Genomic DNA, 16,972 nt, shown 5'->3' with positions numbered 1-16,972 from the left:
AAATTCACCGCTCTCCGGACGGACGCTTCTTGACGCGCCGTCTCATCGTCTTCCATCTCACCCCGGGCCTCCGCATGGCCAGGGCCGCTTTCGCCGCGGGGTCCTCTCGCGCGAAGGCGATCATGAGCCCAACAGCGAACATCGTCGGCAGCAGGGCCGACCCCCCGTAAGAGAACAGCGGGAGCGGGACACCGGCGATCGGCAACAGGCCGAGCACCGCACCGATGTTGATCACGGCCTGCGCCGTGATCCAGGTGGTCACGCCTCCCGCGGCGTACCTCACGAAGGGGTTCTCCGTGCGTCCGGCCACGCGGATACCCGCATAGCCTAGAGCCGCGAAGAGGGCGAGTACCGACAGCGTCCCCGCCAGCCCCAGTTCCTCCCCTGTGATGGCGAAGATGAAGTCGGTGTGTGGTTCAGGCAGTTGGCCCCATTTTTCCACACTCGCACCCAGCCCGGAACCGAACCATCCGCCGGACGCCAGAGCATAGATCCCGTGTACGGCCTGCCAGCACGAGCCGCCAGGACCGGGCTCGCTTGCACCCATGCAGTCCAGTCGCGCCATGCGGTTCGGGCTGGTCTTGATGAGCAGCAGACCGATGGCCCCGGCGACGGCGAGCACCCCGACGAACAGCCTGGTGGGCGCGCCGGCCAGCCAGAGCAGGCCGAACAGGATCGCGGTGAGAATCATCGCAGTTCCCATGTCACCGCCGAGCATGATCAGCCCGAGCAGCATGAACGCGACCGGGACAAGCGGCACGAGCATGTGCTTCCACTGGGCGAGCAGCCGCTTGTCCTGTTTGCGGGCCAGCAGATCGGCGCCCCAGAGGATCAGGGCGAGCTTGCCGAACTCACTGGGCTGGAGCTGGAACGGACCGCCCAGGTAGAGCCAGTTCTGGTTGCCGCCCACCGCCATCCCTATGCCCGGCACCTGGACCAGCACCATCAGGAAGACGGTGATCATCAGCAGGGGGTAGGCGAGTGCCCGGTGGAGCTTCACGGGCATCTTCGAGGCGATGAACATCAGTCCGGCCCCGATGGCGGCGGCGAGGAACTGCTTGCGGAAGAAGTAGGTGGCGGGCTTGTCGTAGTCCAGCGCCTTGATCATCGAGGCGGAGTAGACCATCACCAGGCCGAGCACGGTGATCAGGAGGCTGGAGCCGAGGATCAGGTAGTAGGCGGTCAGAGGGCGGTCCCAGGCCCGGCGTGCCTGCTCGTAGAGCCGCCGGACGCCGCCTGCGCGGGGCGTACGGGGACTGCCGGAGGCCCTGCCGCCCCGGGGCACCGCCGGCCGCCGGAAGCCGCCGGCCGGCTTCCCGCGCAGGGCGAGGCCCGCGGGGAGCGGGGGGCCTGCGGGAGCGGGAAGGGCCAGGAGGCCCGGGGGGAGCACCCGGCGGGCCGGTACGGTCCCGCGTGAGCGGTCCCGGCGTCGCGCGGAGCTCTCTTCGGCCGGCATTGTCGCTGTCCCCTCCACTGCTCGTGCCCGGGGCTGTCACCGGGACCGGGCCGGGGCCCGGCCCGGTGTCCCGGTTCCCCGGACAGTACGGCGCGGGAAACCGGGCCCGTCAGACGCTCTCGGCCGCGAGTGCGCGGACCGCGTCCGCGAACGCCTCGCCCCGCTTGTTGTAGTTGACGAACATGTCCATCGAGGCACAGGCCGGAGCCAGCAGTACGGTGTCACCCGGCCGGGCGAGCCCCGCCGCTTCCCTGACCGCCTCGGACATCGCCCCAGTGTCGGTCCGGGCCAGGTCGACCACCGGTACCTCGGGCGCGTGTCGCGCCAGGGCTTCGCGGATCAGCTCCCGGTCCGCGCCCATCAGCACGACGCCGCGCAGCCGCTTCGCGGCCCCGCTCACCAGGTCGTCGAAGGTGGCGCCCTTGGCGAGGCCGCCGGCGATCCAGACGATCGGGTCGTACGCCGCGAGGGATGCCTCCGCGGCGTGGGTGTTGGTGGCCTTGGAGTCGTCGATGTACGTCACCGAGGCGACGTCCGCGACATGCTCGATGCGGTGCGGGTCGGGGCGGAAGGCCCGCAGCCCGTCGCGTACCGCCGCGGGCTCCACACCGAAGGCGCGGGCCAGGGCCGCCGCCGCGAGGGCGTTGGCGATGTTGTGCGGAGCCGGCGGGTCGACGTCGCCGACCTCGGCCAGTTCCTGCGCCTGCTTCTGCCGGTTCGCCACGAAGGCCCGGTCGACGAGGATGCCGTCGACCACACCGAGCTGCGAGGGGCCGGGGGTGGCCAGGGTGAAGCCGATGGCCCGGCAGCCCTCTTCGACGTCGGCCTCGCGCACCAGGTCCTCGGTCGCCCCGTCGGCCACGTTGTACACGCAGGCGACGCTGTTGCCCTCGTAGATACGGCCCTTGTCGGCTACGTACGCCTCCATGGAACCGTGCCAGTCGATGTGGTCCGGCGCCAGGTTGAGAACGGCCCCGGAGTGGGCGCGCACCGAGGGCGCCCAGTGCAGCTGGTAGCTGGAGAGCTCGACGGCCAGGACGTCGTACGGCTTCTCGTCCAGGACCGCGTCCAGGAGGGAGACGCCGATGTTCCCGACCGCGGCCGTCCGCAGCCCGGCCGCTTCGAGGATCGAGGCGAGCATCCGGACCGTCGTGGTCTTTCCGTTGGTGCCGGTGACCGCGAGCCACGGGGCGGGTTCCCTGCCGTCCAGGCCCCGCAGCCGCCAGGCCAGTTCGACGTCGCCCCATACGGGGACGTCCGCCTCGGCGGCTGCGAGGAAGAGCGGCTTGTCGGGCTTCCAGCCCGGGGCCGTGACGATCAGCTCCGTGGACTCGGGCAGGGTCGCCCCGTCGCCGAGGCGCACGGTGATGCCGAGCGCCTCCAGCTCGGCGGCCTGGGTGCGGGAGCGCTCGTCGTCGCCGTCGTTGACGACGGTGACGCGTGCCCCGAGTCCGTGCAGGACACGCGCCGCGGGGATCCCGCTGACGCCGAGCCCGGCGACCGTGACGTGCTTGCCCTGCCAGTCCACGTTGCTCACTTCTTGGCTGCCCATCCCGCGTAGAAGAGGCCGAGGCCGACGATCACGCACATGCCCTGGATGATCCAGAAGCGGACCACCACAAGGACTTCGGACCACCCCTTGAGTTCGAAGTGGTGCTGGAGCGGGGCCATGCGGAACACGCGCTTGCCGGTCATCTTGAACGAGCCGACCTGGATGACCACGGACATGGTGATCATCACGAAGAGGCCGCCGAGGAGGGCGAGCAGGAACTCCGTACGGGAGCAGATCGCGAGTCCCGCGAGGGCGCCGCCGAGGGCGAGCGAACCGGTGTCGCCCATGAAGATCTTGGCGGGCGAGGTGTTCCACCACAGGAAGCCGAAGCAGGCGCCCATCAGGGCGGACGCGACGACCGCGAGGTCGAGTGGATCGCGTACTTCGAAACAGGCACTGGGGTTGGTCAGGGTGTCCGCGTTGGCGCAGGACTCCTGGAACTGCCACAGGCCGATGAAGGTGTACGCGCCGAAGACCATCACCGACGCGCCGGTGGCCAGGCCGTCCAGACCGTCGGTCAGGTTCACGCCGTTGGACATGGCGAGAATCATGAACAGCGCCCAGACGCAGAAGAGCACCGGGCCGATGGACCAGCCGAAGTCCTCGACGAACGACAGCCGGGTGGAGGCCGGGGTGTTGCCGCGGGCGTCGGCGAACTGGAGCGAGAGCACCGCGAAGGCGATGCCGACGATCAGCTGGCCGGCCATCTTCGCCTTGGCCCGCAGGCCGAGCGAACGCTGCTTGACGATCTTGATGTAGTCGTCGAGGAAGCCGACCAGACCCATTCCCGCCATCAGGAAGAGGACCAGCACGCCGGAGAAACGCATCTCCTCGCCGGTGATCACCTTGGCCAGGACGTACGCGATGATCGTCGCCAGGATGAAGGCGATACCACCCATGGTGGGCGTGCCCTGCTTGCTGCCGTGGCTGCGCGGGCCATCGTCCCGGATGAACTGCCCGTAGCCCTTGCGGGCCAGGAGTTTGATCAGCAGCGGGGTACCGACCAGGGTCAGGAAGAGCCCGATGGCCCCCGCGAAGAGGATCTGCCTCATGGAACGGCGACCTCGCCCTCGGTCGAGTTCTCCAGCAGTGCCAGGGCGACCTTCTCCAGGCCGACCGACCGGGACGCCTTCACCAGCACGACGTCTCCCGGGCGCAGTTCACTGCGCAACAGGTCGACGGCCGCCTGTGCGTCGGACACGTGCACCGACTCCTCACCCCACGAACCCTCGTTATATGCGCCCAGTTGCAGCCAGGAGGCTTCTCTTCCTCCGACTGCGACGAGCTTGCTGACGTTGAGCCGGACGGCGAGCCGTCCGACAGCGTCGTGCTCGGCGAGCGACGCGTCACCGAGCTCGGCCATCTGACCGAGCACCGCCCACGTACGTCCCCCTCCGGCCCGTGAGGCTTTGCCCATGGCAGCCAGCGCACGGAGTGCGGCTCTCATGGATTCGGGGTTCGCGTTGTAGGCGTCATTGACGACCGTCACACCGTCCGGACGCTCGGTGACCTCCATGCGCCAGCGGGAGAGGGTGCCCGCCTCGGAGAGCGCCACGGCGATCTCAGTCACGGACATGCCCAACTCATGGGCGACGGCGGCCGCGGCGAGCGCGTTCGACACGTGGTGCTCACCGTACAGGCGCAAGGTCACGTCGCTGCACCCGGTGGGTGTGTGGAGCTCGAAAGCGGGGCGCCCGTCCTCGGTGAGCCGGACGTTCTCACCCCGTACGTCCGCATCCGCGGCCTCTCCGAAGAGCAGGACCCGGGCTTTTGTACGGGCGGACATGGCCCGGACGAGGTGGTCGTCCGCGTTGAGGACGGCCACGCCGCCCTCCGCCGCGGCGGGGAGGGCCTCCACGAGCTCACCCTTGGCCTCGGCGATCGCCTCGCGGCTGCCGAACTCGCCGATGTGCGCGGTGCCCACGTTGAGGACCAGGCCGATCCGCGGGGGCGTGAGACCGGTCAGGTAGCGGATGTGGCCGACGCCGCGGGCGCCCATTTCGAGGACGAGGTGCTGGGTCTCCTCGGTGGCGCGCAGCGCGGTGAGCGGCAGGCCGAGCTCGTTGTTGAAGGACCCCGGGGTCCAGACGGTGGGGCCCTTGCGCTCCAGGAGCTGGGCGATCAGGTCCTTGGTGGACGTCTTGCCCGCCGAGCCGGTGAGCGCGACGAGCGTGGCTCCGAGCCGCTGGACGACGGCGCGCGCGAGAGCGCCGAGTGCCGCCTCGACGTCGTCGACGACGATCGCCGGAACACCGACGGGGCGGGCGGCCAGCACTGCCGCCGCGCCCGCCTCGACGGCGCGCTGCGCGAAGTCGTGGCCGTCGGTCCGCTCGCCCGGGAGGGCGACGAACAGGCTGCCGTGCTTCACCTCTCGGGAGTCGATGACGACGGGCCCGTCGACGGTGACTGCCGGATCGGGTATGTCGTGCGGCTGCCCGCCGACGATTTCGGCGATCTCGGTGAGGGAAAGGGTGATCACTTGGTCATCCCTGACTGTTGTTCTCGTGGGTGTGGGCGCGGTCCGCGGTGCCCTCGGGGGCGCCCTCGGTGCTCTCGCGGCCCATGGAGCGCGCGATGGCGGCGCGCAGGACCTTGCGGTCGTCGAAGGGGCGTACCACTCCGTGGATGTCCTGGCCCTGCTCGTGTCCCTTGCCCGCGACGAGGACGGTGTCGCCGGGTTCGGCGCGCGCGACGGCCGCGGCGATGGCCGCGGCCCGGTCGGCGTCGACGAGGACGTCGCCGCGCTCGTGGACGGGGACCTCGGCGGCGCCCGAGAGCATCGCGGCGAGGATGGCCAGGGGGTCTTCGGAGCGGGGGTTGTCGGAGGTCAGTACGGCGGTGTCGGCGAGGCGGGCCGCCGCGGCGCCCATCGGGAGGCGTTTGGTGGTGTCCCGGTCGCCGCCGCAGCCGAGCACGATGTGGACCCTGCCCTCGGTGACCTTGCGCAGGGAGCGCAGGACGGACTCGACCGCGTCCGTCTTGTGGGCGTAGTCGACGACGGCGAGGTACGGCTGTCCGGCGTCCACGCGCTCCAGCCGGCCGGGGACGCCCGGGACGGCCGCGACACCGTCGGCGGCGGTCTGCGGGTCGACACCCGCGACGGCCAGGGTGACGATCGCGGCGAGGCTGTTGGCGACGTTGAACGGGCCGGGCAGCGGGGCCTTGGCGCTGATCCGCTCACCCTTGGGGCCGACGACCCGGAAGGTGCTGTCCTGCGGGCCCACCTCGACGTCCTCGGCACGCCAGTCGGCGTCCGGGTGGCCCTCCGCGGAGAAGGTGACGACAGGGACGGTGGCCTCGGCGATCAGCCGGCGGCCGTACTCGTCGTCGAAGTTGACGACTCCCTGCCTGCTGCGGAGCGGGGTGAAGAGCTGTGCCTTGGCCTGGAAGTAGTCCTCCATGCCGGAGTGGAACTCCATGTGCTCCGGGCTGAGGTTGTTGAAGACGGCGACGTCGAAGACGCAGCCGTCGACCCGGCCGAGCACCAGCGCGTGGCTGGAGACCTCCATGGCGACCGCCTCGGTGCCCCGTTCGCGCATGACGGCGAAGAGGGCCTGGAGGTCGGTGGCTTCGGGGGTGGTCCGCTCGGACTTGATCCGCTCGCCACCGATCCGCATCTCGACGGTGCCGATCAGCCCGGTGTTGCGGCCGGCGCCGCGCAGTCCGCCCTCGACGAGGTACGCCGTGGTGGTCTTGCCGGACGTTCCGGTGATCCCGATCTGGAGCAGGTCCGCGCCGGGCCGCCCGTAGATCTCCGCGGCGATTTCGCCCATACGGCCCCGCGGGTCCTCGGTGACGAGGACCGGGAGCCCGGTGGTGGCGGCGCGCTCGGTGCCTGCCGGGTCGGTGAGGACCGCGACCGCGCCGAGCCCCGCGGCCTGGGCGGCGAAGTCGGCTCCGTGGAACCGGGCGCCGGGCAGGGCCGCGTAGACATCGCCCGGGCGCACGGCCCGCGAGTCATGGGTGATGCCGGTGACCTCGCCCGGCCCGGGTGGTTCGACACCGAGCATGGCTGCCAGCTCGCCGAGGGAAGTGGGCCGGAGCCGGTCCGGTCGAGGCGCTCCCGGGTAGCTCACAGGCGCGTCCTTCTGGGTGTTCTGGGACTGATCAGGGTGGGGCACGGCGGTGAGCGTACCGGGCTCACCCGGCCTCTCGCGAAGTGAGGGGCCGGGGTCGCGGTACTTCTCGTTCCGGTTCCCGGGATCAGGGGTGATCGTTGTCACTGAGGGTTCCCTCGGGGCTACTGCGGATCGTGAGCCCGGCCAGGACCCGCAGCGCCCGCTGTGTCACTCGCCGGGCTGGAAGGACACCGGCAGCCGGGCGGGCTTACTGCCGGACGGTGCGGTCTGGAGCGTCTTGAGCGCGAACTCCATGACCTTCTTGTAGATCGGACCGCAGGTCTGGCCGCCGAAGTAGCTGCCCTGGGTGGGGTTCTGGATCGCGCAGTAGACCGTGACCTGCGGATTGTCGGACGGTGCGAAGCCCGCGAAGGAGGCGGTGTAGCCGCGGTAGCCGCCGCGCTCCGGGTCGACGCGGTTGGCCGTACCAGTCTTGCCCGCGACCCGGTAGCCCGGGATCGCCGCCTTGGTCCCGGTGCCTTCGTGGTCGTCGACCACGGACTCGAGCATGACCGACAGCGTCCTGGCGGTCTTCTCGCTGACCACCCGGGTCTGTTCGGGGGCGGGCGCGGCGGTGTATCCGCCGTCCGCGTCCCTGGTCCCGCGCACGAGGGTGGGGGCGGTCCTGACGCCTCCGTTGGCGATCGTCGAGTAGACCGATGCGGCCTGCATGGCGTTCAGGGAGAGGCCCTGGCCGAACGGGATCGTGTACTGCTGCGAGGTCGACCAGTCCTGCGGCTTCGCGAGGAGGCCGGGTGACTCGCCGGGGTAGCCGAGTCCGGTGACGGAACCGATGCCGAATTTGCGCAGATACGAGTAGAGGACCTTGTTGGACTCCGCCTGGGTCCTGCCGAGCTGACCCGTCGCCAGGATGGTGCCGATGTTGCTCGACTTGGCGAGTACGCCGTTGAGCGTGAGGTACCAGGTGGGGTGGTCGACGTCGTCCCTGAACAGCCGGTCCCCGCGGTGCAGGCGGTTGGGGACCGTGACGTGGGTGTCGGGCGTGGCGGCCTTCTCCTCCAGCACGGCGGCCATGGACATGACCTTGCTGGTGGAACCCGGCTCGTACACGTCCTGGAGCGCCGCGTTGCCCAGGGTCGCGGCGCCGGCCTGCGAGATGTCGTTCGGGTCGTAGCCCGGAGCGTTGGCCATGGCCAGCACCTCGCCGGTCCGCGTGTTCTGGACGATCACATAGCCGCGGTCCGCCTTGGACTTCTTCACCTGGTCGGAGATGGCCCGCTGGGCCGCCCACTGGATGTCACGGTCGATCGTGAGCTCGATGTCGGCTCCGGGGACGGCCGGGACCTCTCTGGCTCCGGCCGTGGGCACGCGGCGGCCGCCGGACTGGGCGTACCGGACCTTTCCGTCCTGCCCGGCCAGTTCCTTGTTCAGCTTCGACTCGAGGCCGCCGCCGCCCTTGCCCTCGCCGTTGACGAATCCCAGTATCCCGGCGGCCAGATCACCGTTGGGGTAGACCCGTTTGGTGGTGGGCTCCTGGAGGACACCCGCGAGCACGTTCGCCCCCGGACCGCCGTTGGCCCTGTCCTTCTGTGCCTTCTCCGCGAAGGCGGCCTTGAGGTCCTTGATCTGCTTCCAGACCTGCGGGGTCTGCCTGCTCGCCAGGAGCGTGTAGCGGCTCTTGGGCGCCGAAAGCTTCTTCGTCAGCTCCTCGACGTCCTTGCCGAGGATCGGGGCGAGGAGCGCGGCGGCCTGCTGCGGCGCGTCCGGGGCCTTGCTGTCCTCGGGCGTGAACATCTTGGGGTCGGCGGTGATGTTGTGCGCGTCGACGCTGGTGGCCAGGGCGATCCCGTTGCGGTCGGTGATCTCCCCCCGTTCGGCGGCGACCGTGTACTCCAGGTAGCGGTTCTGCTGGGCCTTGGCCGCGTACGTGCTGGCATCGACGGCCTGGACCTGGAGGAGCCGGACGACGAACGCCAGCATGATGACCGTCAGACCGAGGCCGACCAGCCGCAGACGTGGGCGGGGGCTGCCGAGGCGGAGGGAACGCGGGGTGCTGCTGCGCGGCCGCCCCGACGAGGGGCGTGGACGGCGGGCCGCGGGCCGGGGGCGGCCGGAGCCTCCTGTCGCGTTACGGGGGCGTGCCGGGCCGGGTACGCGGCGGCGCGGCGGTTCCTTGGACGACACTGCGTCACCTGCCGGGGCTCGTCGTGGGCGGGGGCGCCGAAGCGCGCTGCCGCGCGGTCGGCGTGGTCTCTGCTCCGGGCTCGGGCTCTCTTACGGCGGAGGCCCGCCCCAGGGCGCCGGGGGTACGGGAGTCCTGGGCGGACGCGGCCTGTGACGCGGGCTGCGAGGCGCCGGGCGAAGGCGGCCCGGAGGCGGACTGCGAGGCCGAGGGGTCCGGCGCGATGGCGTCGGAGCCATCGGCGGAAGGGGTGGGCGCGCTGTCGGGCGAGGTCTCCACCGGCTGCGGCGGTGCCGTGGGGAGCGGGTCGGCGGTGGACTCCACGGGCACACCCCGCACCTTGCCGTCCGGGCTCAGGAAAGCGGGACTGCCGCCCGGCACCATGCCCAGTTCCCTGGCGCGCCGCTCCAGCGCGTCCGGCTCGGAGTAGCTGTCGACGTCCCGCTGGAGGGCCTGCTGCTCGTCGGTGAGCTCCGTGGTCTCCCGCTTGAGTTCACTCAGCCTGAACGAACCTTCGTTGAGGGCGGAGTTCAGCAGGAGCAGCGTGATCAGGCCACCGCCCAGGAGCAGCACGACGAGCAGGACGAAGGGGGTACGGGCCGCGTTGCTGGGCCCCGACGGCATCAGCCGGGCGAGCCGCGCGGCCCGCCCCCTCAACTGTTCGGCCGGTTTGGTCACGGCATCGCCTCGGACGTCCCGGGTGCCGGGCCGGCCGGAGCGGAGATCCTCATCGCTCCTCCTCGCGGATGCGCTGGGCGCCGCGCAGCCGGGCGGGGGCGGCGCGCCGGTTCTCCGCGACCTCCTCCTCCGTGGGCAGCTCCGCACCGCGGGTCAGCAGCTTCAGCCGTGGCTGGTAACGCTCGGGGACGACGGGCAGGCCGGGGGGCGCGGTGTTGGCGGCGCCGGCCGCGAAGACCTGCTTGACCAGCCGGTCCTCGAGCGAGTGGTACGAGAGAACGGCGATACGGCCGCCGACGGCGAGGGAGTCCACAGCGGCCGGGATGGCCCGCTCGAGCACGGTGAGCTCGCCGTTGACCTCGATGCGCAGGGCCTGGAAGGTGCGCTTGGCCGGGTTCCCGCCGGTTCGCTTGGCGGCCTGCGGCAGCGAGTCACGGATCAGCTCGACGAGCCGGGCGCTGTTGGTGAAGGGCTCCTTCTCGCGCTCGCGCACGACGGCGGAGACGATCCGCTTGGCCTGCTTCTCCTCGCCGTACTGCCGCAGGATCCGTACGAGCTCGCCCGGCGGGTAGGTGTTGAGCACCTCGGCTGCGCCGATCCCGGTGGTCTGGTCCATGCGCATGTCGAGGGGGGCGTCCTGGGCGTACGCGAATCCCCGGTCGGCCTCGTCGAGCTGCATGGAGGAGACACCGAGGTCGAAGAGCACGCCCTGGACCTTGGGGATGCCCAGACGGTCGAGGACCTCGGGCAGTTCGTCGTAGACGGCGTGCACCAGGGTGGCGCGGTCGCCGTATGGAGCGAGGCGCTCGCCGGAGAGCCGGAGCGCCTCCTTGTCGCGGTCGAGTGCGATCAGCCGGACCGTCGGGAAGGCGGCGAGGAGTGCCTCGCTGTGCCCGCCGAGACCGAGGGTGCAGTCGACGACGACCGGTGGCCGGGGGCCCGGGTCCTCCAGAGCCGGGGCCAACAGGTCCAGGCATCGCTGGAGCATCACCGGGACGTGTCGGGTCTGGCTCATGCGCCCTCTCAGGCTCGGTTGATGCACGGCTCGCGCGTGCGGCCTGGTCCCCGCCCGCTCGGAAGGGGAGGTCCACCGGCGCCGGGGAAGTGGCGCCGACCGACCGGAGAGCGGGAGAGGGCCGGGCCGCACGCACGCCGCACATCACGGGGGCGTACGGAATATGAAGAATGTGCGAGGTGTGTCGGTAACTTCGCGTCACTTTAGTCCACCCTGCCATTCGATCGATTCCCGATCAACGAAGCGGGCAGCGCGTCGCACCGGCCTCTTTCTGCGCGCGAGCTCACTCGGCCGGGTGTACCTGAGTGAGGCTTGTGGGTTACCTCACAACAAGCCTCGTTGACGTTCTTTGTCCCCTTCCACAGCACGCCGTGGCCGGCCGCGAACGCTAACGTCATATCCATGTCGACTTCCTCGCACTCCCCTGCCGAATCCGCCGCACCCGCCGCAGGCGAGGCCCGTTCCGGCGGCACGGTCACCGACCGGCTGGTCGAGGCGAACGCCCGCTACGCGGACAAGTTCCGTGACCCGGGCATGGACGCCCGGCCCGTCCTGCGCGTAGCCGTGGTCGCCTGCATGGACGCCCGTCTCGACCTGCACGACGCGCTCGGTCTCGAGCTCGGTGACTGCCACACGATCCGTAACGCGGGCGGTGTGGTCACCGACGACGTGATCCGCTCCCTGACCATCAGCCAGCGTGCACTCGGTACCCGCAGCGTGATCCTCATCCACCACACCAACTGTGGCCTGGAATCGCTCACCGAGGACTTCCGGCAGGAGCTGGAGCACGAGGTCGGCCAGCGGCCGGTCTGGGCGGTCGAGGCGTACTCCGACGCCGACCAGGACGTACGTCAGTCGATGCAGCGGGTGCGCACGTCACCGTTCCTGCTGCACACGGACGACATCCGCGGTTTCGTCTTCGACGTGACCACCGGCCTGCTGCGCGAGATCCTGCCCGCGTCCTGACCTCCCGGTCCCGCCCGGTACGCCGTGAGCGGCGAGAGCGCTCCGAATTCGGACCAACACCCGACATATCGCACCCACTTATCCACAGGCGAGTGACACGAAGCGGTAACGGCAACAAGAATGCGGATGTGACACTCCACGGGCCTTCCGCGGGGTGTCCGTATGTCGGGGTGGGCCGGGCAGCGATGCGCGTCGGCCCTGCACAAAGGTGCCGAGGAGGGCCGGGTGACGACCTATGACGATCGAGCGAGCCTCACAGATCTGACCACCACAGTGGAGCAGGTGCGCAGGTCGGTGGAGAGTGTGATCGAGGGCAAGCCCGAGGTCGTACGGCTTTCGCTGACCGTGTTGCTCGCGGAAGGACACCTCCTCATCGAGGACGTCCCCGGAGTCGGCAAGACGATGCTGGCCAAGGCTCTGGCGCGGTCCATCGACTGCTCGGTGCGGCGTATTCAGTTCACTCCCGACCTGCTGCCATCGGACATCACCGGGGTGTCGATCTTCGACCAGCAGCGGCGGGACTTCGAGTTCAAACCGGGCGCGATCTTCGCCCAGATCGTGATCGGCGACGAGATCAACCGCGCGTCGCCCAAGACCCAGTCGGCGCTGCTGGAGTCGATGGAGGAACGCCAGGTCACCATCGACGGGCAGACGTACGAACTGCCCAACCCCTTCATGGTGGTGGCCACGCAGAACCCGGTCGAGATGGAGGGCACCTACCCGCTGCCCGAGGCCCAGCGCGACCGCTTCATGGCCCGGGTGTCGATCGGTTATCCGAGCCCCGAGGCCGAGCTGCAGATGCTCGACGTGCACGGCGGGGTCTCGCCGCTGGACGACCTCCAGCCGGTGGCACACGCCCACGACATCGTGAAGCTGATCGACGCGGTGCGTACGGTCCACGTGGCCGATTCCGTCCGGAGGTACGCGGTGGAGCTCGTGGGCGCCACCCGTAACCATCCGGATCTCCGCCTCGGGGCGTCACCGCGCGCGACCCTGCATCTGCTGCGTGCGGCGAAGGCGTCGGCCGCCCTCAGCGGGCGCGAGTACGCCCTGCCGGACGATGTGCAGGCCCTCGCTGTGGCGGTGCTCGCCCACCGGCTGCTGCCCACCGCTCAGGCCCAGCTGAACCGCAGGACCGCCGAGCAGGTGGTCCTGGAGATCCTGCAGCGCACACCCGTACCCACCTCGGCCGGCGGCGGGCCGGCACCGGCCGTACCGCCGCACCAGCCCGGCCGCCCGGTGTACGGCCAGCAGCCGCCCGGCACTCGGCGGCTGTGATGGCGGCCGGGGGGCCCGGCGCCGTGGACAACGACGGTGACAAGGGCGGCCTCCGGGCCGCCCTCAGCGGGCTGACCACACGCGGCCGGTCCTTCCTCGCCGCCGGGGTCGCCGCCGCGGTCTGCGCCTACGTGCTGGGCCAGGGCGATCTGCTACGGGTCGGCCTGCTGCTCGCCGTGCTGCCGCTGATCTGCGTGACCGTGCTCTACCGCACCCGCTACCGCGTCACCGGCAGCCGCTGGCTGTCGCCGTCGCGGGTGCCCGCGGGGTCGGAGGCTCGGGTGCATCTGCGGATGGACAACATCTCCCGGCTGCCCACCGGTCTCCTCATGCTCCAGGACCGCGTGCCGTACGTGCTCGGTCCGCGGCCCCGGTTCGTGCTGGACCGGGTGGAGGCGGGAGGCAGGCGCGAGGTGTCCTACCGGGTCCGGTCGGATCTGCGCGGACGCTACCCGCTGGGGCCCTTGCAACTGCGGCTCAGTGATCCGTTCGGGATGTGCGAGCTGACCCGTTCGTTCAGCGCGTACGACACCCTCACCGTCATCCCCCGCACCGAGTCGCTGCCGACCCTGCGACTGGCCGGCGAGGCTTCTGGGTACGGCGACGGGCGGCAGCGGTCGCTGGCCCTGGCCGGGGAGGACGATGTCATTCCGCGCGGCTACCGGCACGGTGACGACCTCCGCCGCGTGCACTGGCGCTCCACCGCGCGCTACGGCGAACTGATGGTGCGCCGGGAGGAGCAGCCGCAGCGGGCCAGGTGCACGGTGCTGCTGGACACCCGGCGCATCGCCTACCAGGGGGCCGGCCCGGATTCGGCCTTCGAGTGGGCCGTCTCGGGAGCGGCTTCGGCGCTGGTGCACATGCTGGAGCGGGGCTTCGCCGTACGACTGCTCACGGACGACGGCAGTTCGGTGCCGGGCGAGGGTTCCGACGGCTTCGCCGGATCGACCCAGGAGTCCGCGGATTCCGCGGGACTGATGATGGACACGCTCGCGGTCGTCGACCATTCGGACGGCGGCGGTCTGTCGCGCGCCTACGACGTACTGCGCGGCGGCAACGAAGGGCTCCTGATCGCCTTCTTCGGCGACCTCGACGAGGAGCAGGTGGCGGTGGCGAGCCGCATGCGGCAGCGCAGCGGCGCCGCCGTGGCGTTCGTAGTGGACAGCGAGGGCTGGGTACGGGGCGGGGACGGAACGCCGCCCGCCCCGGTCGAGGGGCGCCTGCGGCTGCTGCGCGAGGCGGGCTGGACGGCCGTGGCCGTCCCGCCCGGGACACGGCTCACCCGGCTGTGGCAGCAGGCGGGGCAGCAGCACGGCGACACGCAGTCCACCGCGACCGGCGGACATACGGGTTTCTCTGGGGGATGGTCATGAGCGGTCGAGGACGGCTCGCGCTGTGCGCGTTCGCGGCGACGCTGATGGCGTCGGCCGCCCTGTTGCCGCTGGTCGAACCGGCCGGCTGGATTCTGCAGGCCGCGCTTCTGCTGGCGATCCAGAGCGGGGTGGGCGCACTGGCCCGCCGGGTGCCGTCGGCGAGGACGCTGACGGTCGCCGCACAGGCTCTGGTCACCGTGGTGCTGCTGACCGTGGCGTTCGCCAGGGACCAGGCACTCTTCGGTGTGCTGCCCGGTCCCCAGGCCGTCGAGTGGCTCGGGGAGCTGTTCTCGGCGGGCACCGCCGACGTCGGCAAGTACGCGATCCCGGCTCCCGCGACGGACGGCATCCGGCTGCTGCTGGTCGGCGGTGTGCTGCTGATCGGTCTCGCGGTGGACGCGCTCGCGGTGACCTTCCGCAGTGCGGCCCCGGCCGGGCTGCCTCTGCTCGCGCTCTACTCGGTCGCCGCCGGGCTGTCCGAAGGAGGCGCGGGCTGGCTCTGGTTCCTGCTCGCCGCCTCCGGCTATCTGCTGTTGCTGCTGGCCGAGGGCCGCAACCGGCTCTCCCAGTGGGGGCGGGTCTTCGGCGGCGCGACCAGGTCGTCGGGCGGTCTGACCGCCGGTATCGCGGATTCGGGCGGGCGGGCGCTCGCCTCGGTCCGCACCGGACGGCGCATCGGGGTACTGACGCTCGGAATCGCCCTCGTCGTCCCGGCGGCGCTGCCCGCTCTCGACGGCGGGCTCCTGGCGGGCTCGGGCGCGGGGACGGGGAAGGGCGGCGGCGGGGGCACGATCTCCGCGGTCAATCCCCTCGTCTCGCTCCAGAACAACCTGAACCAGCCGGAGGACCGGGAGGTGATGTCGTATCGCACCAACTCCGGGGCCCCGGAAGACTTCTATCTGCGCATCCTGGCCCTGGACCAGTTCAACGGGAGCGAGTGGCGGCCGTCGACCCGCCGGCTGACGGATGTGCCGGGACGGCTCCCGCGGCCCGTGGGTCTGGGATCCGGTGTCGCCGTCACGGAGATCAGGACGAACCTCTCCTCGTCGCCCTCCTACCAGCAGACGTATCTGCCGCTCCCCTACCCCGCGACCGAGGTGAAGATCGGCGGACGCTGGCGGTACGAGCCCGAGGGCCGCACTCTCGTCGGGGACGACGGGCAGACGACGGGCAATGCGACGTACGAGGTCAGCAGCCTGGTGGTGCGGCCGACCGCGGACCAGCTCGCCGCGGCGGGCCCGCCGCCGCCGGACCTGGCACGGGAGTACACCGAGGTGCCCGATTCACTGCCGGACGTGGTCCGCAGGACCGCGGCCGAGGTGACGAAGGGCTCCGCCAACGCGTACGAGAGGGCTGTCGCCCTGCAGGACTGGTTCGCATCGGAGGGCGGCTTCACCTACGACACGACGGTGAGTTCCGGGACGGGAACAGCGGCGATCGGCCGGTTCCTGCGGGACAAGCAGGGCTTCTGCGTCCACTTCTCGTTCACGATGGCGGCGATGGCACGGACCCTGGGCATCCCGGCCCGGGTCGCGGTGGGCTTCACACCCGGGACGTTCCAGGCGAACGGCTCGGTGTCCGTCGGCCTGCGCGACGCCCATGCGTGGCCCGAGCTGTACTTCGAGGGCACGGGGTGGACCCGGTTCGAGCCGACTCCGACCCGGGGCTCCACCCCCTCGTACACGCTGCCGGACGCCCCCACAGGCGGTACGAACGACCCCGCGCAGCCGTCGGAGGGTGCTTCGCAGGCGCCGTCGGCCGCCCCGTCCGCCTCGCAGAACTGTCCGGAGCAGATGCGCCGACAGGGTGAGTGCGGTCCCTCGGCGGTGCCGGGTGCGGTGGGTCCCACCGATCCGGGGACACCGGTGCGCACCGTGGTGCTGCTGAGTGTCGGTGCCCTGCTGGTACTGGTGCTGCCTCTGATCCCGCTGCTCTGGCGGACCCGGGCACGCGGGCGCAGGCTGGCCTCCTCCGGGGGCCGTACGCCTGCGGACGCCATGGCCAGAACGATGGCGGCCTGGCGTGAGCTCACGGACACGGCCTGGGATCACGGCATCCCGCCGGACGAGTCCCAGACGCCGCGCAGGGCCGCGGCGCGGATCGTGCGGCTGGGCGAGCTCGACGGCACCGCGGCGGCCTCGGCGCACCGGGTGGCGGGCGCGGTGGAGCAGGTGCTGTACGCCCCGCAGCCACGGGCGGCCACGGGGCTCACCGAGGACGTCCTGGCCGTCCGGGCCGCTCTGCGGGCCTCCGTCAGCCGTCCGGCCCGGGTCCGTGCGGTGATCGCGCCCCGCTCGGCCGTCCGGGTGGTGTGGGCGGCTTCGGAGCGCTGGGCGGCGCTCGCCCGCCGGTGGGCGGAGCGACCGGGACGCGACCGGTGGGCCGGGCGATTC

The 16,972-nt window shown here is 71.2% G+C and carries 12 protein-coding genes; 4 read left to right on the top strand and 8 right to left on the bottom strand.

Annotated elements, in window-relative coordinates; all coding sequences use genetic code 11:
- Positions 1-4 precede the first annotated feature (4 nt).
- From ftsW to rsmH, 8 genes are all read right to left on the bottom strand, one after another.
- On the bottom strand, positions 5-1,456 hold the full coding sequence (ftsW, locus tag ACFWSK_RS20935) for a putative lipid II flippase FtsW (protein ID WP_383788261.1): 1,452 nt from the start codon (positions 1,454-1,456) through the stop codon (positions 5-7).
- A gap of 109 nt (positions 1,457-1,565) precedes the next feature.
- Positions 1,566-3,008 carry a UDP-N-acetylmuramoyl-L-alanine--D-glutamate ligase gene (gene murD / locus ACFWSK_RS20930; RefSeq protein WP_383788258.1) on the bottom strand — a complete coding sequence of 481 codons (1,443 nt, stop codon included), beginning with the start codon at positions 3,006-3,008 and terminating at the stop codon, positions 1,566-1,568.
- Complete coding sequence (mraY, locus tag ACFWSK_RS20925) at positions 2,990-4,060, bottom strand: phospho-N-acetylmuramoyl-pentapeptide-transferase (protein WP_328909681.1); 1,071 nt, start codon at positions 4,058-4,060, stop codon at positions 2,990-2,992. The genes murD and mraY overlap by 19 nt, the downstream gene beginning before the upstream one ends.
- The gene (murF, locus tag ACFWSK_RS20920) at positions 4,057-5,487 is read right to left on the bottom strand and encodes a UDP-N-acetylmuramoyl-tripeptide--D-alanyl-D-alanine ligase (RefSeq protein WP_383788255.1); all 1,431 of its coding nucleotides are present in this window, start codon (positions 5,485-5,487) and stop codon (positions 4,057-4,059) included. Before murF ends, mraY begins: the two co-directional genes overlap by 4 nt.
- 4 nt (positions 5,488-5,491) lie before the next feature.
- Positions 5,492-7,231 carry a UDP-N-acetylmuramoyl-L-alanyl-D-glutamate--2,6-diaminopimelate ligase gene (locus ACFWSK_RS20915; protein ID WP_383788252.1) on the bottom strand — a complete coding sequence of 580 codons (1,740 nt, stop codon included), beginning with the start codon at positions 7,229-7,231 and terminating at the stop codon, positions 5,492-5,494.
- A gap of 63 nt (positions 7,232-7,294) precedes the next feature.
- A complete protein-coding gene (locus ACFWSK_RS20910) occupies positions 7,295-9,271 on the bottom strand; it encodes a peptidoglycan D,D-transpeptidase FtsI family protein (RefSeq protein WP_383788249.1) in 1,977 nt (658 codons plus the stop codon).
- Between the two features lie 4 nt (positions 9,272-9,275).
- Positions 9,276-9,947, bottom strand: coding sequence for a septum formation initiator family protein (locus ACFWSK_RS20905; protein WP_383788246.1), 672 nt, complete (start codon positions 9,945-9,947; stop codon positions 9,276-9,278).
- Positions 9,948-9,996: 49 nt separating this feature from the next.
- The gene (rsmH, locus tag ACFWSK_RS20900) at positions 9,997-10,962 is read right to left on the bottom strand and encodes a 16S rRNA (cytosine(1402)-N(4))-methyltransferase RsmH (protein WP_383788243.1); all 966 of its coding nucleotides are present in this window, start codon (positions 10,960-10,962) and stop codon (positions 9,997-9,999) included.
- Between the two features lie 402 nt (positions 10,963-11,364).
- Here rsmH and ACFWSK_RS20895 point away from each other — a divergent pair, with 402 nt between their 5' ends.
- The 4 genes from ACFWSK_RS20895 to ACFWSK_RS20880 all read left to right on the top strand — a co-directional run.
- Positions 11,365-11,928 (top strand): beta-class carbonic anhydrase, encoded by a 564-nt coding sequence (locus ACFWSK_RS20895; protein ID WP_383788240.1) that lies wholly within the window; start codon positions 11,365-11,367, stop codon positions 11,926-11,928.
- Positions 11,929-12,153: 225 nt separating this feature from the next.
- Positions 12,154-13,206: an AAA family ATPase gene (locus ACFWSK_RS20890; protein WP_383788237.1), complete on the top strand. Its 1,053-nt coding sequence runs from the start codon at positions 12,154-12,156 to the stop codon at positions 13,204-13,206.
- A complete protein-coding gene (locus tag ACFWSK_RS20885) occupies positions 13,206-14,579 on the top strand; it encodes a DUF58 domain-containing protein (protein ID WP_383788234.1) in 1,374 nt (457 codons plus the stop codon). Before ACFWSK_RS20890 ends, ACFWSK_RS20885 begins: the two co-directional genes overlap by 1 nt.
- A partial coding sequence (locus ACFWSK_RS20880; protein WP_383788231.1) for a transglutaminaseTgpA domain-containing protein occupies positions 14,576-16,972 on the top strand: 2,397 nt, incomplete at its 3' end. The genes ACFWSK_RS20885 and ACFWSK_RS20880, both read left to right, overlap by 4 nt.

The sequence above is a fragment of the Streptomyces sp. NPDC058620 genome, from assembly GCF_042717135.1.
Taxonomy (GTDB): domain Bacteria; phylum Actinomycetota; class Actinomycetes; order Streptomycetales; family Streptomycetaceae; genus Streptomyces.
The sequence above is the reverse complement of the archived record's forward strand: the minus strand, read 5'-3'. Positions and strand labels throughout refer to the sequence as shown.

Excerpts from the sequence above, each read along its gene's own strand:
- mraY (WP_328909681.1), bottom strand. The coding sequence starts at position 4,060 with ATGAGGCAGATCCTCTTCGCGGGGGCCATCGGGCTCTTCCTGACCCTG.
- ACFWSK_RS20895 (WP_383788240.1), top strand. The coding sequence starts at position 11,365 with ATGTCGACTTCCTCGCACTCCCCTGCCGAATCCGCCGCACCCGCCGCA.
- ftsW (WP_383788261.1), bottom strand. The coding sequence starts at position 1,456 with ATGCCGGCCGAAGAGAGCTCCGCGCGACGCCGGGACCGCTCACGCGGG.
- ACFWSK_RS20885 (WP_383788234.1), top strand. The coding sequence starts at position 13,206 with ATGGCGGCCGGGGGGCCCGGCGCCGTGGACAACGACGGTGACAAGGGC.
- rsmH (WP_383788243.1), bottom strand. The coding sequence starts at position 10,962 with ATGAGCCAGACCCGACACGTCCCGGTGATGCTCCAGCGATGCCTGGAC.
- murD (WP_383788258.1), bottom strand. The coding sequence starts at position 3,008 with ATGGGCAGCCAAGAAGTGAGCAACGTGGACTGGCAGGGCAAGCACGTC.